General features: G+C 63.2%; 18 protein-coding genes. 11 read left to right on the top strand and 7 right to left on the bottom strand.

Going from position 1 to position 22663, the window contains the following annotated elements:
* Window positions 1–10: 10 nt before the first annotated feature.
* The 4 genes from fdnG to SR858_RS17850 form a co-directional block, all read right to left on the bottom strand.
* Entirely contained in the window at window positions 11–3082 is a 3072-nt protein-coding gene (fdnG, locus tag SR858_RS17865; RefSeq protein ID WP_154819729.1) for a formate dehydrogenase-N subunit alpha, read from the bottom strand.
* Window positions 3083–3282: 200 nt separating this feature from the next.
* Window positions 3283–4200, bottom strand: coding sequence for a carbohydrate kinase family protein (locus SR858_RS17860; protein WP_019920351.1), 918 nt, complete (start codon window positions 4198–4200; stop codon window positions 3283–3285).
* Between the two features lie 3 nt (window positions 4201–4203).
* Entirely contained in the window at window positions 4204–5415 is a 1212-nt protein-coding gene (locus SR858_RS17855; protein WP_019920350.1) for an AGE family epimerase/isomerase, read from the bottom strand.
* Window positions 5412–6524 (bottom strand): LacI family DNA-binding transcriptional regulator, encoded by a 1113-nt coding sequence (locus SR858_RS17850; RefSeq protein WP_019920349.1) that lies wholly within the window; start codon window positions 6522–6524, stop codon window positions 5412–5414. Before SR858_RS17850 ends, SR858_RS17855 begins: the two co-directional genes overlap by 4 nt.
* Before the next feature lie 310 nt (window positions 6525–6834).
* On the opposite strand from SR858_RS17850, the gene SR858_RS17845 reads away from it, so the two are divergent.
* Genes SR858_RS17845 through axe2C form a run of 5 tightly spaced genes read left to right on the top strand, consistent with a single transcriptional unit; the run spans window position 6835 to window position 13729 of the window.
* A complete protein-coding gene (locus SR858_RS17845; protein ID WP_154819728.1) occupies window positions 6835–9198 on the top strand; it encodes a glycoside hydrolase family 3 C-terminal domain-containing protein in 2364 nt (787 codons plus the stop codon).
* Between the two features lie 28 nt (window positions 9199–9226).
* On the top strand, window positions 9227–10576 hold the full coding sequence (locus tag SR858_RS17840) for a glycoside hydrolase 5 family protein (protein ID WP_019920347.1): 1350 nt from the start codon (window positions 9227–9229) through the stop codon (window positions 10574–10576).
* 10 nt (window positions 10577–10586) lie between these two features.
* Window positions 10587–11807 (top strand): glycoside hydrolase family 27 protein, encoded by a 1221-nt coding sequence (locus SR858_RS17835; protein ID WP_019920346.1) that lies wholly within the window; start codon window positions 10587–10589, stop codon window positions 11805–11807.
* Window positions 11808–11844: 37 nt separating this feature from the next.
* Window positions 11845–12603, top strand: a complete 759-nt coding sequence (locus SR858_RS17830) for a GDSL-type esterase/lipase family protein (RefSeq protein ID WP_019920345.1) — start codon at window positions 11845–11847, stop codon at window positions 12601–12603.
* A 1-nt stretch (window position 12604) separates the two neighbouring features.
* On the top strand, window positions 12605–13729 hold the full coding sequence (axe2C, locus tag SR858_RS17825) for a bifunctional acetylxylan esterase/glucomannan deacetylase AxeC2 (RefSeq protein ID WP_019920344.1): 1125 nt from the start codon (window positions 12605–12607) through the stop codon (window positions 13727–13729).
* 92 nt (window positions 13730–13821) lie between these two features.
* Here the strand turns inward: axe2C and SR858_RS17820 are convergent, their stop codons facing one another.
* Complete coding sequence (locus SR858_RS17820) at window positions 13822–14499, bottom strand: LrgB family protein (protein ID WP_019920343.1); 678 nt, start codon at window positions 14497–14499, stop codon at window positions 13822–13824.
* Window positions 14496–14927: a CidA/LrgA family protein gene (locus tag SR858_RS17815; protein WP_154819727.1), complete on the bottom strand. Its 432-nt coding sequence runs from the start codon at window positions 14925–14927 to the stop codon at window positions 14496–14498. The genes SR858_RS17820 and SR858_RS17815 overlap by 4 nt, the downstream gene beginning before the upstream one ends.
* A 77-nt stretch (window positions 14928–15004) precedes the next feature.
* Between SR858_RS17815 and SR858_RS17810 the strand changes: the two genes are divergently transcribed.
* From SR858_RS17810 to SR858_RS17800, 3 genes are all read left to right on the top strand, one after another.
* Window positions 15005–15889 carry a LysR substrate-binding domain-containing protein gene (locus SR858_RS17810; protein ID WP_019920341.1) on the top strand — a complete coding sequence of 295 codons (885 nt, stop codon included), beginning with the start codon at window positions 15005–15007 and terminating at the stop codon, window positions 15887–15889.
* 225 nt (window positions 15890–16114) lie between these two features.
* Window positions 16115–16888: a GIN domain-containing protein gene (locus SR858_RS17805; RefSeq protein WP_019920340.1), complete on the top strand. Its 774-nt coding sequence runs from the start codon at window positions 16115–16117 to the stop codon at window positions 16886–16888.
* Between the two features lie 31 nt (window positions 16889–16919).
* Window positions 16920–17534: a tetratricopeptide repeat protein gene (locus SR858_RS17800; RefSeq protein ID WP_019920339.1), complete on the top strand. Its 615-nt coding sequence runs from the start codon at window positions 16920–16922 to the stop codon at window positions 17532–17534.
* Between the two features lie 2 nt (window positions 17535–17536).
* Here the strand turns inward: SR858_RS17800 and SR858_RS17795 are convergent, their stop codons facing one another.
* Window positions 17537–19867 (bottom strand): TonB-dependent receptor, encoded by a 2331-nt coding sequence (locus SR858_RS17795; RefSeq protein ID WP_019920338.1) that lies wholly within the window; start codon window positions 19865–19867, stop codon window positions 17537–17539.
* A gap of 233 nt (window positions 19868–20100) precedes the next feature.
* On the opposite strand from SR858_RS17795, the gene SR858_RS17790 reads away from it, so the two are divergent.
* The 3 genes from SR858_RS17790 to secG all read left to right on the top strand — a co-directional run bounded on the left by SR858_RS17790 (window position 20101) and on the right by secG (window position 22491).
* A complete protein-coding gene (locus SR858_RS17790; RefSeq protein WP_019920337.1) occupies window positions 20101–21081 on the top strand; it encodes an NAD(P)H-quinone oxidoreductase in 981 nt (326 codons plus the stop codon).
* 102 nt (window positions 21082–21183) lie between these two features.
* Window positions 21184–21933 carry a triose-phosphate isomerase gene (gene tpiA / locus SR858_RS17785; RefSeq protein WP_026637004.1) on the top strand — a complete coding sequence of 250 codons (750 nt, stop codon included), beginning with the start codon at window positions 21184–21186 and terminating at the stop codon, window positions 21931–21933.
* A gap of 129 nt (window positions 21934–22062) precedes the next feature.
* Complete coding sequence (gene secG / locus SR858_RS17780; RefSeq protein WP_019920335.1) at window positions 22063–22491, top strand: preprotein translocase subunit SecG; 429 nt, start codon at window positions 22063–22065, stop codon at window positions 22489–22491.
* Window positions 22492–22663: the final 172 nt, after the last annotated feature.

The following is a 22663-nucleotide window of genomic DNA, read 5'->3' as shown; positions in this document are numbered from 1 at the left end:
CCTCGGGCCGTCAGGCTTTTTCCACTTTCACCAGGAACGACTTGAATTCCGGTGTCTGTGAATTGGCGTCGCCTACCGTCGGCGTCAGTGTGTTGACCAGGTAGCCCGGTTTGGTGAGCCCCTTGAACCCGAAGTGGATCGGCAGTCCGACCTGGTGGGTCTTCTTGCCATCGATTACCAGTGCCTTGATACGCTTGGTCACCACGGCTTTCGCCACGATGTAGCCACGCTTGGACGACACCCGTACCCGGTCGCCGTGCACCACGCCGATTTCCTTGCCCAGTTCTTCGCCGATTTCGACGAATTGCTCCGGCTGGATGATGGCGTTCAGGCGCGCATGCTTGGTCCAGTAGTGGAAGTGCTCCGTGAGGCGGTAACTGGTTGCCACGTGCGGATACTCTTCCTTCTTGCCCAGCTTTTTGCGGTCGTTGGCGAACATGCGCGCGGCCGGATTGTTGAACGCACGCGGATTATTCGGGTGCATCGGGTTGTGCCCGATAGGCGACTCGAACGGCTCGTAGTGCTCGGGGAACGGCCCTTCGGCCATGGCGTCGCGCGCAAAGAAGCGCGCCACACCCTCGGCCAGCATGATGAACGGACCCATGCCGTTTTCCGGCGGCTCGTCCGCCTTGAAGTCCGGCACGTCGGCGCCGGACCAGGTGGCGCCGTTCCAGGCCACCAGCTTGCGGGTTGGGTCGAACGGCTTGCCCTTGGTATCGCACGAAGCGCGGTTGTACAGGATGCGGCGGTTGGCCGGCCACGCCCACGCCCAGTTCAGCGTATTGCCGATGCCGGTCGGGTCGCTGTTGTCGCGGCGGCCCATCTGGTTGCCCTGCGCGGTCCACGAACCGGCAAAGATCCAGCAACCGGACGCCGTGCTGCCGTCGTCGCGCAGCTGCGCGAAGCCGGCCAGCTGCTCGTTTTTCTTGAGCAGCAGCTTGGTCGGGTCCTTGGCGTCGTAGATGTCCTTCAACGCCTTGCCATTGAATTCCATGGCGATTTCTTCAGGCTGAGGGCTCATCGGCTGGGCGTAGTTCCACGTCAGGTTGACGATCGGATCGGGGAACTTGCCGCCATCTTTCTGGTACGCCTTGCGAATGCGCTGGAACAGGCCCGACATGATTTCCAGGTCGCTCTTCGCCTGGCCCGGCGGCTCGGCGCCTTGCCAGTGCCATTGCAGCACGCGCGAGGAGCTGACCAGCGAACCGCGTTCCTCGGCAAAGCACGACGTGGGCAGGCTGAATACCTCGGTCTGGATCTTGGTCGGATCGACCTTGTGGAAGTCGCCGTGCGGCTTCCAGAACTCCGACGTTTCGGTCTGCAGCGGATCCATGATGACCAGCCATTTGAGCTTGGACAGGCCGTCGGTGATCTTCTGCTTGTCCGGCGCCGAGGCCAGGATGTTGAAGCCCTGGCAGATGTAGCCGGTCATTTTGCCCTGGTTCATCAGCTCGAACGCCTGCATCATGTCATACGGCTTGTCGAGCTTGGGCAGGTAGTCGAACGCGTAGTTGTTCTCCTCGGTGGCGGCATCGCCCCACCAGGTCTTCATGAACGAGACCAGGAATTTTTTCGCGTTGCTGTAGTAGCTGAGCTGGTTGGGACGCAGCGGTTGCAGCGCGCGCTTGGCTACATACGCGTTCCAGTCCTGTTCCGCCTCGCCGGGCAGGGTCAGGTAACCGGGCAGCATATTGGTGAGCAGCCCCAGGTCGGTCAAACCCTGGATGTTGGAGTGGCCGCGCAGCGCGTTCATGCCGCCGCCGGAGATGCCCATGTTACCGAGCAGCAGCTGCACCATGGCGCCGGTGCGCAGGGTTTCCGCGCCGGTCGAGTGCTGGGTCCAGCCCAGGGCGTACAGGATGGTCGCGGCCTTGCCTGGCACTGCCGTCGATGCCAGCAGTTCGGCCACCTTGTGGAATTTTTCCGGCGGCACGCCGCAGGCTTTTTCCACCATCTCGGGCGTGTAGCGCGCGTAGTGCTTCTTCATCATCTGGTACACGCAGCGCGGGTGCTCGAGCGTGGGGTCGATCTTGGCATAGCCGTCGTCGCCCATCTCGTAGTTCCAGCTGCTCTTGTCGGTGTACTTGCCGGTCGCCTCGTCGTAGCCCGAGAACAGGCCGTCGTTGAAGGCGAAATCCTCGCGGACGATGAACGGCATGTCCGTGTAGTTACGGACGTATTCGTGCTGGATTTTGTCGTTGGTGAGCAGGTAGTTGATGATACCGCCCAGGAAAACGATGTCCGCACCGGTACGGGTAGGGACGTAATAGTCCGCCACCGAAGCGGTTCGGGTAAAGCGCGGATCGACCACGACCAGCTTGGCGCCGCGATGCGCCTTGGCTTCCGTGACCCATTTAAACCCGCAAGGGTGTGCTTCTGCTGCGTTGCCGCCCATGACCAGGATGACATCTGCGTTCTTGATGTCTACCCAGTGATTCGTCATCGCACCACGTCCAAATGTCGAGGCAAGACCTGCCACCGTCGGACCGTGTCATACACGTGCTTGATTGTCGAATACCAGCATGCCGAGACTGCGCATGGTTTTATGGGTTAAATAACCTACTTCGTTCGATGCCGCCGACGCGCACAGCATGCCGGTGGTGGTCCAGCGGTTGACGGTTTTGCCGTCGGCCGATTTTTCGATGAAGTTCGCATCGCGGTCGGCTTTCATCAGCTTTGCAATGCGGTTCAGCGCGTCGTCCCACGACATCGGCGACCATTCGGTCGCACCGGGTGCGCGGTACTGCGGCGCCATCAGGCGATTCGGCGAGTGGATGAAGTCGATCAGGCTGGCGCCTTTCGGGCACAGCGTGCCGCGATTGACCGGGTGGTCGGCATCGCCTTCGATGTGGATGATGGAAGCGGTGGCGTTTTTGGCGCCGTCGCCCAGGCCATACATCAAAATCCCGCAGCCTACGGAGCAGTAGGGGCAGGTGTTGCGGGTTTCGGTGCTGCGCGCCAGCTTGTACTGCCGGACTTCGGCCATGGCCGTTGCCGGCGCAAAGCCGAGGAGCGCGATGCTCGAACCCGCGATGGTGGCGCCAGTTACCCGAAGGAACTGTCGCCTGGACATCTGGTTCATAGGAAGCCTCTTGGTTATGAAAGGGGACATTCCAAGTTTATCACCGGGAAAATTTTGTGTCCGTAATGACTTGTATCAAATCTACGCATTACAGACATTTAATTTTCTGATCGGTGATTAAAACGATAATTTTTCTCGGTAAAAAGGGATGTTGACAATATTTTTGAGGGAATGAGAATCGTTACCGATGAGCAGTTTTGTCAATCTTCCCTTGTCGCCAACGCCTCGATCGCGGCCAGCGTCGGCGGCGATGCACCCTCAGTCATGCAGGCTGCCGCGCCCGCGCACACGGCAAAGCGCAGGTGGCGGTCGGGCGCGCGGTCCGGGTAGTGCAGCAGGCTGTAGGCGAGGGCGGCGATGCTGGCGTCGCCGGCGCCCACGGTGTCGGCCACGGTGATCTGCGGCGTTGTTTGTGTCCATGACTGGTCGCCGCAGTGCAGCGACGCGCCGTGTTCGCCCTTGGTATACAGGTAGGTCGCTTGCGGGTTCCAGCCGCGCAGGGTGGCAAACGCCGCGTCGATGTCATCGGTGCGGAACAGGCCCGCCAGATCTTCCTCCGACACCTTGATGACGTCGGCCAGTTCGGTCATGCGGCGCAGCGTGGCGTCGTAGCGTTCATCCATCAGCAGGCGGTAGTTGGGATCAAAGCTGATGCGCACGCCATCGGCCTTCAGCTGTTCGGCCAGCGTCACCAGCTTGCCGGCCAGCGGCTGGCGCGCCAGGCTGATGCCGCCGAAATGCACCCACTTGCAGTGCGCGCGCCAGCCCGGCGGCAGCGCGCTGGCGTCGAAATGCAGGTCGGCGCTGTCGTCGCCCACGAAAAAATACGCGGGCGGATCGGTGCGGTGGACGATGGCCAGCAGCGGCGATTTGGCATGGCGCTGCACGAAGCGCAGGTCGAGCTTGGCAGCCGCGCTGGCCTGCCACAGGGCGTCGCCGAAGACGTCGCAGCTGATCGCGCCCGCAAATGCGGTGGGCACGTCCAGTGCGGCCATGGTGCGCGCCACGTTCCAGGTGGAGCCGCCTACCTTGCTGTGCCACTGTTGTTGGGCCGCGTCCTGCACGATCATGTCGGTCAGCGCTTCGCCGGCGGCGACGAAAATGGGAAAATCGGACATCTTTTAATCCTTGATTACATTGAGTACTTCATAGCAGGCGCCCATGGTGTGGTAATCGACCTTGCCGGCCGGGCTTTTCTCGTCGGTGAGCTTGCCGTTGTCGGCGCCCAGGATGCGGTACCACGCGCCATACTGGTGATCGACGAAATGGGTCCAGCTATAGTCCCAGATTTTGTCGTACCAGGTCCAGTAGCGGGCGTCTCCGGTGCGCGCGCCCAGCAGGGCGGCGGTGGCGATGCTTTCGGCCTGCACCCAGAAATATTTGAGGTCGTCGCAAATGCTGTCGTCCGGTGCGAAGCCGTAATAGATGCCGCCGTGCTGCGCATCCCACGCCTTGTCCACCGCCGCGTCGAACAGCGCGATCGCGCGCGGCAGCAGCCAGTCCTGGCCGTGCGCCAGGTGGGCGCCGTGGCGTTCGAGCAGCAACAGCAGCTTGGCCCATTCGGCCAGGTGGCCGGGCTGGTAGCCCCAGGGGCGGAAGATATTGCTCTTGTCGTCGCGGTTGTAGTCCCAGTCCACCGACCAGTCGGCGTGGTAGTGCTCCCAGATCAGGTTGTCGGCCAGCGCGGCCTGGCGCAGCGTGATGTTGCGCGCCAGCGTTTCGGCGCGCAGCAGGTAGGCGCTTTCGCCGGTCGCCTCGAACGCGGCAATCAGCGCTTCGCACGCGTGCATATTGGCGTTCTGACCCCGGTAGCCATCGAGGTGCGACCAGTCGGGCGCGGCTTCGTCGGCGTACAGGCCGTGCTGCGCATCCCAGAAACGGTGCTCCATCAAATCGAACGTTTCGGCGATCCATTCGCCTGCCTGGGTTTCGCCGGCCATCAGCGCGTGGCTGTAGGCCAGCAGCACGAAGGCCAGGCCGTAGCAGTGGTTGGTGCCGTCGGCAACGTGCGCCACGCCGGCTTTCCAGTCCAGCGTCCAGGCGTAGCCGCCGGTGTGCACGTTGCGGTGGGCGTCGCGCAAAAAGGCCAGGGCGTGGCGCAGGCGCTGCTGGTCGGCGGCGTCACCGAACTGGCGCCAGGCCATCGCGTAATTGAAGACGAAGCGGGTGCTGCTCACCAGGTGTCGCGTGCGCTCGTCGTAGATGCTGCCGTCGTCCTTGTAAAAATGGTACAAGCCGCCGCTGGGGTCCACGCAGCGCCCATCGTAAAAATGCTTGGTGTGGCGGATATGGTCGAGCAGCGTGGCGCGGGAGTGGAAGTTCGGTGCCGTCATGGGGTCCGTGAAAAGGTTGGTGGACGATCGGTGGAGGAAGATTGCGGGGCGCGCCAGCCGTCGAACACGGTGCTGGCGCGCACGATCAGTTCCACCGGTGCGATGTGCTGCACCGGCGGATGCTGGGGATGTCCCGGCTGGGACGGATTTTGCGTCAGGTGCTGGTTATTGAGCAGCAGCTCGACGCCCATCGCGCCGAGCGCCTTTTTGTCGATGCGCAGGGTGGTGAGCGGGCGGTGGCCCAGCACGGCCGTGGAGATGTCGTCGAAGCCGACGATGGCGATATCGTGCGGCACCTTGAGGCCCTTGGCCAGGCAGCAACGCATGGCCACCAGGGCGGCGCTGTCGTTGTAGCAGAACACGGCGTCGGGCGGGTGGGGCAGCGACAGCAGCTGCTCCATCGCCTCCCAGGCGCCGGTTTCCAGGTCCACGCCATCGGGCAGGTTGGCTTCCAGGCGCGGGTCGGCCAGGATCCCTTCCTCGAACAGGGCCTGGCGATAGCCGCGCGCGCGTTCGCGGATGCTGTAGTGCGCCAGCGGGCCGGAAATAAAACCCACGCGGGTGCGGCCGGTGTCGATCAGGTGCTTGGTGGCCAGGTAGCCGCCCTTCATATTGTCCGGGTTGACCGAGTTGTAGCCGCGCAGCTGCATGTCGATCAGCACCAGCTGCTTGCCGGTGGAGCGCAGCGCGGCCAGCGTTTCGGGCTCGAAGAAGCCGGCGCAGACGATGCCGTCCGGCGCGTGCATGCGGATCTGGTCGATCAGGCCGTCGGCGGGGCCCACGGCCATGAACGACAGCACGATCCCCTGCTTGCGGCATGCTTCTTCGGCGCCGTGCAGCACCGGGGAGTAGAACGGGCTGCTGGCGGCGGTATTGTGCTGGCGGTGCAGCAGGAAAGTGAGGCGGCGCAGGCGCTTGGGGCGCAGCTTGCAGAAGTCGTAGCCGAGCGAGCGCGCCGCTTCCAGCACCATCTGGCGCGTGGCTTCGGTCAGTCCCGGTTCGTTCTTGAGGGCGCGCGAGACCGTGCCTGCGGACACGCCCGCAACTTGCGCGATGTCGCGGATCGTTACGCCCGGCGTCGCTGTTGCGGTGTTAGCGGTAGTGGCCATCTGGTCTCCGTTGTCTCGGCGAAGCGGCTCGCGACTGCGTCGTCGGCCGGTTCTGTGTGAAGGAAGTCTTGCATAAGCGTCTATCCATGGTCAAACGACCAACAGGATTCGTACAAAAGTTTAGCGTTCTTTAGTAAACAACGAGTTTGCCACTGCTGCGGGTGTTGCAGCGCGCCATTTGAGTGTGTGCGTGCTTGTTTAGTGAATATGGCTAAACTGCGCCCCGATTATGGCCTTGGTTTGACCGGTGGAGTGCGTCCATGCAGAATATTTTCATAATATAAAAACCATCCATGCGGGAGACACGTTTATGGAACAAGTTGCATCCGCCCGGTCCGCTGCCGGACCGCGCCACCGTCACGCCCGGCCCGTTGCGATCGCCGTGGCGCTGGCGTTCGGGATAGCTGCTGCGGTCCCGGCCAGCGCCGCCGGCCAGGCGTTGGCCGGGCAAGCCGGTCAAGCGGCATTGGCCGAACAGGCCGAACAAGCGAAACAAGCCGAACGAGCCAAACAAGCAGCACCTGCTGCCAGGCCTTGGCTCGATGCCGCGCTGCCGGCCGACCGCCGCGCCGCACTGGCGCTGGCCGCCATGACGCAGGAAGAAAAGCTGTCGTGGGTACTGGGCCACTTCGGCTCCGACTTTGCCAACAAGACCAAGCGCCATCCGGCCGCGCTGCCTTATTCGGCCGGCTACATCGCCGGCGTCCCGCGCCTGGGGTTGCCCGCGCTGTTCGAAACCGACGCCGGCCTCGGCGTGGCCACGCAGGCCGGACCCACCCCGCGCGGGCGCACCTCGCTCCCCTCGGGCCTGGCCACCACCGCTACCTGGAACCCGGCCCTGGCCTACCAGGGCGGCGCCATGATCGGCAGCGAGGCGCGCGCGTCGGGCTTCAACGTGATGCTGGCCGGCGGCGTCAACCTGCAGCGCGAACCGCGCAATGGCCGCAACTTCGAATACGCCGGCGAAGACCCGCTGCTGGCAGGCAGCATGGTCGCGGCGCAGATCAAGGGCATCCAGTCGAACCACTTGATCGCAACCATGAAGCACTTTGCCGTCAACGCCCAGGAGACCGGCCGCTTCGTGCTCGACGCCCGCATCGACGATACCAGCAACCGCATGTCCGACCTGCTGGCGTTCCAGTTCGTGCTCGAACAGGCCAACCCCGGCTCGGTGATGTGCTCGTACAACCGCCTGAATGGCGTGTACGCGTGCGAGAACGATTACCTGCTCAACGGTGTGCTGAAAAAAGACTGGGGCTTCAAGGGTTACGTGATGTCGGACTGGGGCGCGGTGCACAGCACGGTGGAAGCGGCCAAGGCCGGCCTCGACCAGCAGTCGGGCTGGGAATTCGACAAGTCGCAGTACTTCGGCGGCGCGCTCGACGAGGCGGTGGCCAACGGCCATGTGCCGCAGGCGCGCCTGGACGACATGGTCTATCGCATCCTGTGGGCCATGTTCGACAAGGGCGTGGTCGAGCACCCGGTGGCGGAAGGCGGCGCGATCGACTTCGCGGCCAACCGCCTGGTCAGCCAGGCCGATGCCGAAGAAGGCATGGTCCTGCTCAAGAACGCCAACCACACCCTGCCGCTCAAACCCGGCGCGCGCAAGATCGTGGTCATCGGCGCCCACGCGGACGTGGGTGTGCTGGCCGGCGGCGGCTCGTCGCTGGTGTACCCGGTGGAGGGCAACCCGGTGCCCGGCATCGAGCCCCTGACCTGGCCCGGCCCGGTGGTGTACCACCCGTCGTCGCCGCTGAAGGCGATCCAGGCGCGCGCGCCCGGCGCGCAGGTGATTTACCACGACGGTCTCGATCCGGTCGCCGCCGCCAAAGCTGCCGAAGGCGCCGACGCGGCGATCGTGTTTGCCCAGCAGTGGGTGGGCGAAGCGCTCGATGCGGTCTCGCTGGCGCTGCCCGACAACCAGGATGCGCTGGTGGCGGCGGTGGCGAAAGCCAATCCGAAAACCGTGGTGGTGCTCGAAACCTCGGGCCCGGTGCTGATGCCGTGGCTGGACCAGAGCGCGGCCGTGCTGCAGGCGTGGTATGCCGGCTCGGGCGGTGGCGAGGCGATTGCCCGCATCCTGTTCGGCGAAGTCAATCCGTCGGGCCACTTGCCGGCGACGTTCCCGGCGTCTGCCAGCCAGCTGCCGCGGCCCGTGCTCGATGGCGATCCGAAGAACGAGAAAGTGCGCTTCGCGGTCGATTACCATGAAGGCGCGGCGGTGGGCTACAAGTGGTTCGACCTGAAAGGCCACAAGCCGCTGTTCCCGTTCGGCCATGGCCTGTCGTACACCACGTTCGCGTATTCCGACCTGAAGTCGGGCCAGCAGGACGGCAAGCTGCAACTGCGCTTCAAGGTCACCAATACCGGCGCAGTGGCGGGCAAGGATGTGCCGCAGGTATACGTGGCGCCGCTGGGCGTGAAGTGGGAAGCACCCAAGCGCCTCGCCGCTTTCGAGAAAGTGGACCTGGCGCCGGGCGCGAGCCGGGAAGTTACCGTGACCGTCGATCCGCGCCTGCTGGCGCTGTACGACAGCCGCTCGAAGACCTGGCGCATCGCCGCCGGCAGCTACAAGGTGCTGCTGGCGCACGATGCCGCCGATGCCGGCGCCCGAACCATTACCGTCAAACTGCCGAAGCAAGTCCTGAACGTCAACGGCAAACCCCTGAAGTAGCAGCAACCATAACCATAAAGGACGAGACATGAAACAACTGTTCAAATTCTGCGCCGCCGCCATGATGGTGGGCGCGGTCGGCATCGTCGCCGCCGCAGATGGCGCGCCGGTGACCAACGCCGCCAGGTCGGAGTTCGTCACGGCCAAGAAAACGCACTTCAGCCGCAAGGGCCAGGCGTACTACATCGTGGGCGCCAATTTCTGGTACGGCGGCTACCTCGGTGCGCCGAGCGGCGTGGGCGAGCGTGCCCGCCTGCTCAAGGAGCTCGATACCATGAAGGCGACCGGCATCAACAACCTGCGCGTGCTCGCCGTCTCCGAGAAGACCGACATGAAAAGCGCGGTCAGCCCCGCCACCACTGCCAAGCCGGGCGAGTACGACGAGAACCTGCTGGTGGGCCTGGACTTCCTAATGGCCGAAGCGGCCAAGCGCGACATGACCGTGGTGCTTTACCTGAACAACTTCTGGCAGTGGTCGGGCGGCATGACCCAGTACCTGAACTGGTTCGAAGGCACGCCGGCGCTGGACCCGAACGTGACCAAGGACTATGACGATTACATGAAGAAGAATGCGCGGTTCTATGTGAACGCTGCCGCGCAAAAAGAGTACCGCCAGGTGATCGCGAAAATCGTCAAGCGCGTCAACACCATCACCGGCAAGCCGTACTCGGAAGATCCGCACCTTATGTCGTGGCAGCTGGCCAACGAGCCGCGCCCCGGCAACGGCAAGGCGACGAAGGAAGAGAAGGCTGCTTACGTCAAGTGGATCGACGAGACGGCCGGCTACATCCACAGCCTCGATCGCAACCACATGGTGAGCACCGGCAGCGAGGGCCTGGCCGGTTCCGCCCACGATGCGCAGCTGTTCCTCGACGCCCACCGCAGCAAGCATGTCGATTACCTGACGTACCACCTGTGGCCGAAGAACTGGGAATGGTTCGACTCGCGCAATCCCGAAGGCACCTGGGACAATGCGATCACCAAGAGCCGCGACTACCTGAATTCGCACATCGAGCTCGCCAAAAAGCTCGGCAAGCCAATCGTGCTCGAAGAATTCGGCCTCGATCGCGACGGCCCGTCGTTCAGCATCAAGGCCACGACCAGGATCCGCGACCGCTTCTACAAGGAGGTGTTCGACGTGGTCTATACCCGCGCCGCCAAGGGCGATCCGATCGCCGGCTTTAACTTCTGGGCCTGGGGCGGCGCCGGCCGCGCGGCCAATGCCGACTACTGGTGGAAGCCGGGTAACGACTTCATGGGCGACCCGCCGCAGGAAGAGCAGGGCCTGTACTCGGTGTTCGACACCGATACCAGCTCGCTCAAGCTGATCAAGGAGTATGGCGACAAGCTCAAGTCGCTCAAAGCACCTGCACGGTAAGGAGTCGCGCATGAAAAAATCGATGCCCGCGTGGCTTGCTGCCGGTGCAGTGGCCGGGTTGTTCAGTACCTCCGCCAGCGCCCAGAAGTTCGACGGCCTGGCGGCCACGCCGCAAATGGGCTGGAACAGCTGGAACACCTTTGCCTGCGATATCAACGAGCAGCTGATCCGCGATACCGCCGACGCCATGGTCAAAAGCGGCTTAAAGGACGCCGGCTACACCTACGTCAACATCGACGACTGCTGGCACGGCAAGCGTGACAACAAGGGCGTGATCCACCCCGACCCCGCGCGCTTCCCGTCCGGCATGAAGGCGCTGGCCGACTACGTGCATGGGCGTGGCCTGAAGCTCGGCATCTACTCCGACGCCGGCGCCACCACCTGCGGCGGCAAGCCGGGCAGCCGTGGCCACGAGTACCAGGACGCCATCACCTATGCTGAATGGGGCATCGATTACATCAAGTACGACTGGTGCGACACCAAGGGCCTCACCTCGGCCGGTGCCTACACCACCATGCGCGACGCAATCCGCAGCGCCGGCCGGCCCATGTTGTTCAGCATCTGCGAGTGGGGCGACACCAGGCCGTGGGAGTGGGCCAAGGACGTGGGCCACTCGTGGCGCACCACGGGCGACATCTACCCGTGCTGGGACTGCGAATTCAGCCAGGGTTCGTTCTCGGCCTGGGGCGTGCTGCGCATCCTCGACAAGCAGGCCGGCTTGCGCCAGCACGCCGGTCCCGGTCACTGGAACGACATGGACATGCTGGTCGTGGGCAAGGGCCTGAGCGAGGACGAGGACAAGTCGCATTTCTCGGCTTGGGCCATGCTGGCGTCGCCGCTCATCCTCGGCAACGACGTGCGGTCGATGCCGGCCGCCACCCACCGCATTCTCACCAATGCCGGGGCGATCGCCATCAACCAGGACAAGCTCGGTGTATCGGCGTGGCGCTTCCTGCAGGCCGGCGATATCGAATACTGGGCCAAGCCGCTGGCCGGTGACGAGTGGGCGCTGATGGTGATGAATCGCGGCGCGCAGGCGGTGCCGGTAAGCTTCGACTGGGCCGCGTATCACATCAATGATGACCTCAGCAAGCGCACGGCGGACTTCAAGACGAAGCCTTATGCGTGGACCGACGTCTGGACCGGCAAGACCGGCGACACCACGCGCAAGCTCGAAGCCAAGGTGCCATCGCACGGCACGCTACTGCTGCGCCTGAAGTTGAAGACTTAAGCTACACTGAAATCCCGTTCAATCCGAGGTCAAAAATATGAAGAATAGCCTTATTGTTTCGCTCATCACCAGCGCGGTGCTGGCGCTGTCCGGCGCCGCCGCACAGGCGGCAGACGCCAAGCCGGCCGTCATCGACGGCAAGGCGTGCAGCATTACCCCGGCGCCACGCACCGTCGAATACCCGTGGATGTCGATCGCCCGCTGGCAAGCCATGTTCCAGGAAGATATCGAGGTCGCGGAGACCGGCAAGGTGGACCTGCTGTTCGTGGGCGATTCCATCACCGAGGGGTGGAACAAGAAAATATGGGATAAATCGTTTGGCAAGTGGAAGACGGCCAACTTCGGCATCGGCGGCGACCACACCGGCAATGTGCTCTGGCGGCTCGACAACGGCCAGGCCGGCAAGCTGTCGCCCAAGCTCGTGGTGCTCACCATCGGCGTCAATAACTTCTTCCACTGCCAGGCCAATCCCGAGCAGGTGTTCGACGGCGTCAAGGCGGTGGTGACCAAGCTGCGCACGCTGTATCCGAACGCGCGCATCCTGCTCAACGCCGTGCTGCCGTACGAGCAATCGGCGGCCAGCCCCAAGCGTGAGCAGATCATCGAACTCAATCGCCTGATCGCCACGCTCGATGACGGCAAATCCATCGTTTTCAAGGACTACGGCAAGAAGTTCCTGCAAGCGAACGGCGACATGTCGCCCACCATCATGGCCGACTACCTTCACCCCACGCCCAAGGGCTACCAGGTGTGGTCTGACGCCATGCTGCCCGATATTAAAAAGCTGATGAAATAAGATGGCGCTGACTCCCCGCCTGGCTGCGCTGGCAGTCCCCGCCACCGCAGCCGCGTTGGCGTTCGCCTGTGCCGCTGTAGTCACCGCTGCGGTACTAACAGCGGCGCCAGCCTGGGCCGCCACGACAGGCACGGCAGGCACCAGCATCACCGGCGCCGATCCGCGCGTGGCCCGCACCGGCCGCAGCCAGGTCCAGCCCGACGGCGCCGTGTACTTCGCGTACCCGGGCGTGGGCTTTGCCGTGGCCTTCGACGGTACGCGCGTGGCGATGGCGGTCAATGCCAGCAGCGAGAACAGCTACGTTGACGTGATGGTCGATGGCGGCGCTGCGCGCAAAGTGCACCTGGCCAAAGGCACGCAAACGCTGGTGCTGGCCGAAGGACTGGTCGCCGGTCCGCACCGGGTGGAGGTCGTCAACCGTTCCGAAGCCTGGCTGGGCAAGGCCACTGTGCAGCGCTTCGACACCGATGGTGCCTGGCTGCCGGCGCCCGCGCTGCCGCAGCGCAAACTGCTGGTGATGGGCGATTCGGTCACGTGCGGCGAAGCAATCGACCGCGTGCCGGGCGCGAAGAAGGAAGCGTCGTGGTGGGATGCGCGCGCCACTTACGGCATGCTGCTGGCGCGCGACCTGCAAGCGCAGGTGCAGCTGGTGTGCGCCGGGGGCAGGGGACTGGTGCGCACGTGGGACAACCATACCGACCAGCTCAATCTGCCCGACTACTACCAGCTGGCCATCGCCGACCAGCAGCAGCCGGTCAAGTGGGACCAGCGCCAGTACCATCCGGATTTGATTATCAGCGCCATCGGCACCAACGATTTCAACGTCGGCATTCCCGAGCGTGAACTGTATGTCGGCACCTACGTGCGGCTGGTGCGCACGCTGTTGGCCGACCATCCGCAAGCGAAGATCGTGCTGACCGAAGGCGCGATGCTGAAGAACGAACGCAAGGCGGCGCTGGTGGCATACCTCGCCGAGACGGTGCGCCGCGTGGGCGATCCGCGCGTGCAGGCGGTGCCTTCAACCACCTACCCGGGCGACCCGCAGGACGCCCACCCCACGCGCGAACAGCACGCCGCCATGGCCCGCGACCTGGCGCCGCAGATGCGCAAGGTGATGGGCTGGTAATACGCCAATCGGCATTGCACAAGCCAGCGATACACAAGCGGCGCTGCAAGGGCTGCTCAAGTGATGGCGCCTGCCGCGGCGGCTAACGCGGCTCATGCCAGCAAACGCCCCAGTACCGGCGCCAGCAGCACCATCAAGATCCCGCTGAAGATCATCGTCAGGCTGGCCACAGCGCCTTCCTGCGGGCCGATCTTGCGCGCCACGCTCATGCCGAAGCCGTGGGCCGCCGCACCGAAAGGCGCGCTGCGGGCCACCCGCATCCGCAGCGGCAGCAGGCCAAGCAATACCTGTCCCAGCAAGATCCCGAACAGGCCGGTGATCATCACGAACACGCCGGTCAACTGCGATTCGCCGCCGAGGTGGCGCGTGGCTTCCAGCGCGAACGGCGTGGACACCGATCGCGCCAGCAGGCTGTGGGCGGCATTGGCGTCGAGGCCGAGCAGGCGGCTCAGCAGCAGCGTACTGCCCAGCGAGACCACGATGCCGGCACAACTGCCCAGGCCCAGCGCCAGCCAGTGCCGCCTGATCAACTCGCGCTGCTGGTAGATCGGCAGCGCAAAGGCGACGGTGGCAGGGCCCAGCAGCCAGGGCAGCCAGCGTGTATCGCCAAAATATTGCGAGAACGGGGTCGAGGTCAGTTCGATCAGGGCAATCAGGATCGCTGACGTGGTGATCGCGGGCGTGAGCCAGAAGTACTGGTAGCGGCGGTGCAGCGCCTGGTTGGCGTAGAACAGCACCACGGTGAGCACCAGGTAGAGAAACGGTTTCATGCCGGCTGCTCCTGGCGGATTTGACGAACACCGCGCAGCTTGCGCAGCCGCACCCGCCGCTCGAACTTGCATACCCACTCGACGGTCAAGGCAGTGGCCAGCAGCACCGAAATGAAACCGATGCCGATCGCCGCGAACAGCCGCACGCCCTCGCGTTCCAACAGCGCGGTGAACTGCACCACCGAGACGATCAGCGGGATGAAGAACAGCAGCATGTTCGACAGCAGCCACTCGGCGCCATGGTCCACCACCGACGGCCGTACCACGCCCGCCAGCAGCAGCGCCACCATGACCAGCAGACCCACCACGCCGCCGGAAAACGGCAGGTGCAGCCAGGCAGCGATGCGGTCGCAGGCGTACCAGATGGCGATCAGTAGCGCGATCTGCAGTACGGTATACACGAATCGGGAGACGGAAGAGGTTTTCATGCAGCCATTCTAGGCGTGGCTAATCAAAAGATAAAATGAATTAAAATTATGAAAATTATTCTATATTGGAATAGATCATGGATTTGCGTTCCTTGCGGTATTTCGTCGCAGTCGTGGACCACCAGGGTTTCAGCCGCGCTGCCGAGCAGTTGCACGTGACCCAGCCCACGGTCAGCAAGATGATTGCCCAGCTCGAGCAGTCGCTTGACCTGGTGCTGCTCGAACGCATCGGCAAGCGCTTCACGCTGACCGACGCCGGCCAGGTGGTGCTGGCGCGGGGCAGGGCGCTGCTGGCCATGCACGCGGAACTGAACGTGGAGCTGGCCGATTTGCAGCAACTGCGGCGCGGCGAATTACGCCTGGGGGTGACGCAACAGGCGCACCAGCCGCTGGCGCCGCTGCTGGCGGCGTACCACCGCCAGTATCCGGACCTGGAACTCAAACTGTTCGAGGACGGCACCCAGGCGATCGAAACCAACCTGCGCAATGGCACGCTGGAAATGGGCTCGCTGCTCGACTACGCCGGCAACGCCCACATCTGGACCGAGTTCGATTCGCTGCCGCTGGTGTCGTCGCCGTTGTGCGTGCTGGCACCGCTGGCGTCGCCCTGGCGCGGCCAGTCCACGATCGCGCTGCGCGAACTGGCCGACAGCCCGTTCATTTTTTACGGCGCGTCGTTCGCCCTCAACGACATCGTTACCGACGCCTGCGCTGCCGCCGGCTTCCAGCCCAGGATCAGCGGGCGCAGCGGCCAGTGGGACTTCGTCGCCTCGCTGGTCCGCCTCGGCGTGGGTGTCGCCATCCTGCCCAAGCTGTTCTGCGACACCCTGCCACAGGGCCAGTTCTCGATCGCCACGCTGACCGAACCCGCGCTCGACTGGAAACTGCGGCTGGCCTGGCGCCGCAACAGCCACCTGTCGTTTGCCGCCCGCGCCTGGCTCAACCTCGCCCGCACCACGTGATTTTGTTGTTCAACTTCAGGGTCAGTGCCGACATTTGGACACGAACCCAGCCACGCTGCCCGAAACATGCCCAAAAAAGTTCCCCAATGTCCGAATGTCGGCACTGACCCCGAATTGTGATCCCGAATTGGTTGTTCATGCCTTGATTTGTGCAGTTCGTCGCAATTTCTCGGGTGGGCGTGCTCGCGGCGTTATGATTGTGGAATCATCAGCCAGGGATAGATCATGAAGAGGATTTTCCAGTTCGGTTTGCTATTTGCTGCGGCGTGCGCGTTGTTCGGGCGCGCCTCGGCTGCCGACGACAACAGCGAAACCCGTACCGTCAGCATCGATGCGCGCGTGGTGCGGGTCAAGATCGATGGCATGGTCGATGTCCGGCTGCGCCAGGGCGACACGCCGTCGCTCAAGATCACCGGCGACAAGCGCTATATGGACCGGCTGACCTACGCACAGAGCGGCGATACGCTGCACCTGGAAACCGACGGCGGGCGCGGCATCAAGATCAATACCAGCAACGGCGCCCGCGCCGAGATGGTGCTGCCCAACCTGCGGCAGGTGGTGGTGGAGGGGCTGGGCGCCACTGATATCAGCGGCTTCTCCGGCCAGGAGCTGGAACTGGTGCTCGATGGCGCCGGCAGCATGAAGGCCACGGTCGATTACAAGACCGTGCGTGCCAAGCTCGGCGGCGTGGGCAAGATGAATTTGTGGATCAGCGAAAACGAACGCATCGACCTCGACCTGGGAGGCGCCGGCAATATCGTCCTCGGCGGACGCGGCAAGCTGCTCAAGGCCGACCTGGGCGGACTCGGCGGCTTGAATGCGCAGAAGTTCACGGCCGACAGTGTCCAGCTCGATCTGAGCGGCCTCGGCAACGCTACCGTCACCGCCACCACCAACGCCAAGCTCGACCTGAGCGGTCTCGGTTCCGTCACCGTGTACGGCAAGCCGCTCAACCGCGAAGTGTCGGTTGACGGCCTCGGCAAGGTCAACTGGAAGTGAGCCCGCATCAACGCACCATAGCTAAAACGATATGAAAAAATTCATCCTGGCGATCTGTCTCGCCCTGGGCCTGCACCAAGCCGCGCTGGCCGGCTTCCTGGAAGGCGCCACCGCCTACAACAACAAGAACTACGGCACCGCGCTGAAGGAAATCACGCCGCTGGCAAAAGCCGGCAATGCCGATGCCCAGCACCTGCTGGGCCTGATGTATTACATGGGGCGCGGTGTGCCGCAGGATTATCCGCAAGCGTTCCAGTGGCACCGCAAGGCTGCGCTGCAAGGCAAGGCCGACGCCCAGTACGTGGTCGGCGCCATGTACTACACCGGCAACGCGGTGATCCAGGACCACAAGCAGGCAGTCAGCTGGTTCCGCAAGGCGGCCCAGCAAGGCCACGGCGAAGCGCTGCAAACCATGGGCCTGATGTACCGCTATCACATTGGCGGCGTGCCGCAGGATAACGTGATCGCTTACATGCTGTGGAACCTGGCCGCCGCCCGCAGCGCCCCCAACGCGGCCGAACAGCGCGCAGCCGTGGTCAAGCACATGACGCCGGAGCAGATCGAGGAAGGGCAGGCGCTGTCGGCGCGCTGGAAGCCGAATTCGCCCCTGCCCACCAAATCACGGACCGGGGGAGATGGCAACTGAAGTTACAGCTTCATCGTTAATCCCACCTGGAACCCGCGTCCCGGCAGCGGCGCAATGTATTTCAATGGCGAGTTGTGCGGCCGCGCATCGTCATCGAGCAGGTTGGAGCCGCTGATGAATACTTCGAGCCCGGTCACACGCGCGTAAGGCAACGCGATTGCGCGGCTGACCTGGAAGTTCACCATGTTGTAGGCGTCGAGCGGCACTTCGTTGCTCACGCTTTTGCCCAGGTATTTCTGCTTGTCGTAGTACGTGCTCGACAGGCGGGCCTTCCAGCCGCTGTTCTCCCACGCCACGTTGGCGCCATAGCGGTTGGTTGGCATATTGGGCAGGTATTCGCCATCGTTTTGCGTGCGCAGCCGGTCCGGGTGGTCGGCCTTGTTCTTGACCAGGTCGGCAAACGCCGACACGTTCAGCTTGCCGTAGGCGCCCAGGCTGAGCTCCTGCGACGCATCGAGCTCGAAGCCCTTGACGGTCGTGTCGGTCTGCTTCCAGTACTTGAGCGGCAGGCGGTTGCCGGTCTGCAGGCCCGAGTGGCCAAGGTACAGGTAATTGTCGTATTTCATCTGGTAGGCGGTACCGCTCAATTTGAAGCCGCCAACGCCAAACAGCACGGTCAATTCGGTATTGCGGGAACGCTCAGCTTTCAGGTTCTGGTGGCCTTCCTCCTGCGTCATGATCGAGTAGTGGCGGTTGCTCGCGTACAGCTCGTTGATATCGGGCGCGCGCTCCGACGAACCGTACCGCAGCTTGGCGCCCCACAATTTGCCGAGCTCGAACGCGGCGCCGATGTTGTAGTTGTTCAGGCTGAACTCGCGGTCGGCCAATTTGGTGTTGGCGGCATTGCGCGAGGTCTTGAACGCGCTGTTCTCGATCTCGTGTTCCACTTTCTCGTGGCGGAAACCGGCGTCGAACGATGCCCAGTCGAAGTCGAGGTTCTGCCTGATGAACAGCGCGCGGCTGGCAGTGCCCACATTGGGCAGGTACAGCTGCGGACCGCTGCCGGTCACATCGCGCGACCGGTACGACAGGCCGACCAGGCCATGCAAGGCCCCGGCGCGGCGCTGCGCCAGCAGCAGCTCGGCCTGGGTGGTATCGAACGCGTACTCGTTGGCGTTGGTCGGGCCGATGTACTCGCCCGACGTATTGTTCAGGCGCGAGACGCGCAGATCGAGACTTTCCACGTACGGCGCCGGCTCGCGCAGCTTGCCTTCCAGCGCATACTTGTCCTGGCGGATTTTCACGCCGACCGGCAGTCCCTCATCGTAGTTGGCACCGAACGACTTGTTCTCCATCGAAAAGCCCGGCACGCCGTACTTGCTTTCCTTCGAGTCCAGGCTCACGCCCAAGTAGCCCTGGTCGAAGAAATAGGTGGTGCCCACGCCGAAGTGCGAGTTGTTCGAGTAGCTGTTGCCGAGCCTGCCGTGGTAGTCGGGCGTGACATCGTTGTTGATCTTGTTTTCGACCGTGCGCGGCGTGCCGGGCACGTACGCCGGGTTGGCTGGATTGATGTACGTTTTACGCTGCCACACCGAGGTCGGGTTGTTGGTGTAGAAGGAAAAATCGCCATCGGCCCAGTCAGGATTTTCCGTGATGAATTGCTCGATGAACGGCTGCGACGCCTTGTTGTACACCTGCTGGATACGCGCCTCTTTCTGGCAGCTGTCGGCAAGAAACGTATTGACGCCGCCGTTGGCCGGGAACAGCCCGGTATTGCACACGGCCGCCTTGCTGTTGCCGGGAATGTCGTAGTGGCCGATGCTCTGGAACGACAGCTGGATATTGGTCGAGAAATTCTTGCCGTTGTTGACGTTCAGGCGCAGGCCCTGGGCGTCGGCATCGTTGTGGCCCTTGCGCAGCACCAGTTCCAGTTCGTGGTCCTGTTCCTCCATCGTGCGCGACAGCAGTCCGGAATCGACATTGACGCTGCCGCCGATGGCGTTGCCGCCGTAGCGCACGCTGTCCGATGATTTGCTGACGGTGGCGCCGCGCGCAAACAGCGGGTCGAACGGAATGTTGATGTCGCCGCTGATAGCGTTCATGCCCAGGATCGACTGGCCGTCTTCGAGGATTTGCACGCGGCTGCCGGACAGGCTGCGGATCACCGGCGCGCCGGCATTGGGGCCGAAGGCGCTGCTTTGCACGCCAGAGACGTGTTCGAGCATGTCGCCGAGCGTGCGGTTCTGGGCGCGGTCGTTCTGGACCGTGACGCTGGTGTCGCTGCCGACCGGCTTGTCGGCGCGGACTTCAACGGTCTGCAGGGTGGTGTCGTCGGCCGCGTAGGCGCTTGAAAATGTGGACAGAATGGCGGCTGCAAGTACGTGATGGCGCATGATTCCTGGCAATGGTCGGAGGGTTGGTGTGGGCGCGGCCCGGCGAAATGGGGCAGGGCAGCAGCACAGAAGTGTTAATGCAAAACTGTTGCAATAATAACGGCCAAGCATCATTGTTGCAAGTCGATTGCATTAATCGCGGCATTGAAAGCATGCCGCGCAGCCGTGCGCCCGCCTGCGTGGCGCTGTAGCCTCGCGTACAATCTTTTCTTTAAAATTTGCAGAGGTCCACCATGCGCGCGATTGAAATCACCCAACCCGGTTCGCCCGAAGTGCTGAAGCTGTGCGAGCGCCCCATGCCGGTCGTGAAAACCGGCGAAGTGCTGATCAAGGTGCACGTGGCCGGCATCAACCGCCCCGACGTCTTCCAACGCAAGGGCGCTTACGCGCCGCCACCGGGCGCGTCGGATTTGCCAGGACTGGAAGTAGCCGGCGAGATCGTCGACGGCGACCTCGACTACTCTACCTTCGACATCGGCGACCACGTGTGCGCGCTGGTGCAGGGCGGTGGTTACGCCGAATACTGCGTGGCGCCCATCGAGCAGGTGCTGCCCGTGCCCAAGGGTTGGAGCATGCTGGAAGCGGCGACGATTCCGGAAAACTATTTCACCGTGTGGAGCAATGTATTCGACCGCGCCCGGTTGACCGGTGGCGAAACCCTGCTGGTGCAGGGCGGTACCTCCGGTATCGGCGTGGCGGCGATCCAGCTGGCCAGCGCCCTGGGTCACCGCGTGTTTGCCACCGCCGGCAGCGCCGACAAGATCGCTGCATGCCAGGAACTGGGCGCCGAGCGCGGCATCAATTACAAGACCGAGGATTTCGTTGACGTGGTCAAGTCGCTGACCAACGACCGTGGCGTCGATGTAATCCTCGACATGGTGGGCGGCGACTACGTGCCGCGCGAAGTGGCGTGCCTGGCCGATGATGGCCGCATCGCGCTGATCGCCACGCTGGGCGGCGCCAAGACCACGCTGGACCTGGGGCAGATGCTGTATCGCCGCCTGACCATCACCGGTGCCACGCTGCGACCGCGTTCGGTGGAGTTCAAGGGCGCGATAGCCAAAAACCTGCTCAAGCACGTGTGGCCGTTGATGGCCGAGCGCAAGATCAAGCCGGTGATCCACACGGTGTTTCCGCTCGAGCAGGCGGCCAGGGCGCATGAACTGATGGAAAGCAGCACCCACGTCGGCAAGATCATGCTGCAAGTGATTTAAGCACGTAGCTCTTGCAACCAAAACAACAAATTCACCGATGCAAGTTTGACCCACTGTCGGCGGGCGCGGTAAAATCATAGGTTATTGAAAATTTAGGCTACTATGCGACGCAAACTCGTTATCGGCAATTGGAAAATGAACGGCAACCGCGCCGCCAACGCGGCCTTGTTGTCCGGCATCGTCTCCGGCCTCAAGGATGTCAACGACCGCGCCGATTGCGCGGTCTGCGTGCCTGCCCCCTACCTCGCCCAGTGCGAACAGGAATTGAATGCCACCCCGGTCGCCTGGGGCGGCCAGGACCTGTCGATCCACGCCAGCGGCGCCTATACTGGTGAAGTGGCAGCGGCCATGCTGACCGACTTCGGTTCGAAATACGTGCTGGTCGGCCACTCCGAGCGTCGTGCGTATCACGGCGAGACCAATGAGCTGGTTGCGCAAAAAGCCGTGGTGGCGCTGGCCGCCGGCCTCACCCCCGTGATCTGCGTGGGCGAGACCCTGGACGACCGCGAAGCGGGCAATACCGAAACCGTGATCTGCGCCCAGTTGCAGGCTGCGCTTGACGTCATCCCGGTCGATCAGCTCGATAAAGTCGTGCTGGCCTACGAGCCGGTGTGGGCGATCGGCACCGGCAAGACCGCCACCCCGCAGATGGCCCAGGAAGCGCATTTCTTCCTGCGCGGCTGCGTGGCCAAGAAAAGCGAGCAGGTCGCTGCCAAGATCCAGATCCTGTACGGCGGCAGCATGAAGCCGGACAACGCGGTCGAACTGCTGGCCCAGGCCGACATCGACGGCGGCCTGATCGGCGGCGCCGCACTGAAGGCAGCAGATTTCCTCGCCATCATCCACGCCTGAGCAGGACATTAAGGGTTTACCCTTAACGAGAAGTACTGTTGTAAAAATGCAGTTAATCCAGCCTGTCGCGCGCTATTGGCAGGTTGGAAACAAAACGATACAAAACTATTTAATTTTGAATGGAATATCATGAGCAGCATGTTCAACCTGGTAGTCATCATCCAAGTCGTCTCGGCCCTGGCCATTATCGGCCTCGTCTTGCTGCAGCACGGTAAGGGCGCCGATATGGGCGCAGCCTTCGGCTCCGGCGCTTCCGGCAGCCTGTTCGGCGCCACCGGCTCCTCGAACTTCATGTCCAAGTCCACCGGTGTGGCAGCGGCGATCTTCTTCAGCGCCACCCTGGCCCTGGCGTACATCTCCACCCAGCACAACAACGGCGCCGTCAGCGGCGGCGTGATGGACAAGGCCCTGCCAACCGTACCGGCAACCGCGCCAACCACCGGTTCGGCCGGCATTCCGAACGCGCCGACGCCCGCGCCTGCAGCACCTGCCGGGCAGCCAACTGCGCCGGCTGCACAAACTCCTGCACCGGCTCCTGCAAATTCCATCCCAAAGTAATATAATAGCGGTCTTGGAATACAACGTTGGGCAACAAAGGCAGTACGTTGCTCAATGTTTTGGCAGTTATCGGCAGTGACACGCAGTGAAATGGCGCATTGGTGGGCAAAAGTTAAACCAGTGTACCGAGAAGTAAATATTTATCGTTTTTCTTCTTGTTTTTTCGCAATAC

The organism is Duganella zoogloeoides (assembly GCF_034479515.1).
Classification (GTDB): domain Bacteria; phylum Pseudomonadota; class Gammaproteobacteria; order Burkholderiales; family Burkholderiaceae_D; genus Rugamonas; species Rugamonas zoogloeoides.
This window is presented reverse-complemented; position numbering and strand designations above follow the sequence as displayed.

What these genes read in the sequence shown, in the direction of transcription:
- SR858_RS17860 (WP_019920351.1), bottom strand. Translation starts at nt 4,200, where the DNA reads ATGTCCGATTTTCCCATTTTCGTCGCCGCCGGCGAAGCGCTGACCGAC.
- SR858_RS17855 (WP_019920350.1), bottom strand. Translation starts at nt 5,415, where the DNA reads ATGACGGCACCGAACTTCCACTCCCGCGCCACGCTGCTCGACCATATC.
- SR858_RS17850 (WP_019920349.1), bottom strand. Translation starts at nt 6,524, where the DNA reads ATGGCCACTACCGCTAACACCGCAACAGCGACGCCGGGCGTAACGATC.
- SR858_RS17845 (WP_154819728.1), top strand. Translation starts at nt 6,835, where the DNA reads ATGGAACAAGTTGCATCCGCCCGGTCCGCTGCCGGACCGCGCCACCGT.
- SR858_RS17840 (WP_019920347.1), top strand. Translation starts at nt 9,227, where the DNA reads ATGAAACAACTGTTCAAATTCTGCGCCGCCGCCATGATGGTGGGCGCG.
- SR858_RS17835 (WP_019920346.1), top strand. Translation starts at nt 10,587, where the DNA reads ATGAAAAAATCGATGCCCGCGTGGCTTGCTGCCGGTGCAGTGGCCGGG.
- SR858_RS17830 (WP_019920345.1), top strand. Translation starts at nt 11,845, where the DNA reads ATGAAGAATAGCCTTATTGTTTCGCTCATCACCAGCGCGGTGCTGGCG.
- axe2C (WP_019920344.1), top strand. Translation starts at nt 12,605, where the DNA reads ATGGCGCTGACTCCCCGCCTGGCTGCGCTGGCAGTCCCCGCCACCGCA.
- SR858_RS17820 (WP_019920343.1), bottom strand. Translation starts at nt 14,499, where the DNA reads ATGAAACCGTTTCTCTACCTGGTGCTCACCGTGGTGCTGTTCTACGCC.
- SR858_RS17815 (WP_154819727.1), bottom strand. Translation starts at nt 14,927, where the DNA reads ATGAAAACCTCTTCCGTCTCCCGATTCGTGTATACCGTACTGCAGATC.
- SR858_RS17810 (WP_019920341.1), top strand. Translation starts at nt 15,005, where the DNA reads ATGGATTTGCGTTCCTTGCGGTATTTCGTCGCAGTCGTGGACCACCAG.
- SR858_RS17805 (WP_019920340.1), top strand. Translation starts at nt 16,115, where the DNA reads ATGAAGAGGATTTTCCAGTTCGGTTTGCTATTTGCTGCGGCGTGCGCG.
- SR858_RS17800 (WP_019920339.1), top strand. Translation starts at nt 16,920, where the DNA reads ATGAAAAAATTCATCCTGGCGATCTGTCTCGCCCTGGGCCTGCACCAA.
- SR858_RS17795 (WP_019920338.1), bottom strand. Translation starts at nt 19,867, where the DNA reads ATGCGCCATCACGTACTTGCAGCCGCCATTCTGTCCACATTTTCAAGC.
- SR858_RS17790 (WP_019920337.1), top strand. Translation starts at nt 20,101, where the DNA reads ATGCGCGCGATTGAAATCACCCAACCCGGTTCGCCCGAAGTGCTGAAG.
- tpiA (WP_026637004.1), top strand. Translation starts at nt 21,184, where the DNA reads ATGCGACGCAAACTCGTTATCGGCAATTGGAAAATGAACGGCAACCGC.
- secG (WP_019920335.1), top strand. Translation starts at nt 22,063, where the DNA reads ATGAGCAGCATGTTCAACCTGGTAGTCATCATCCAAGTCGTCTCGGCC.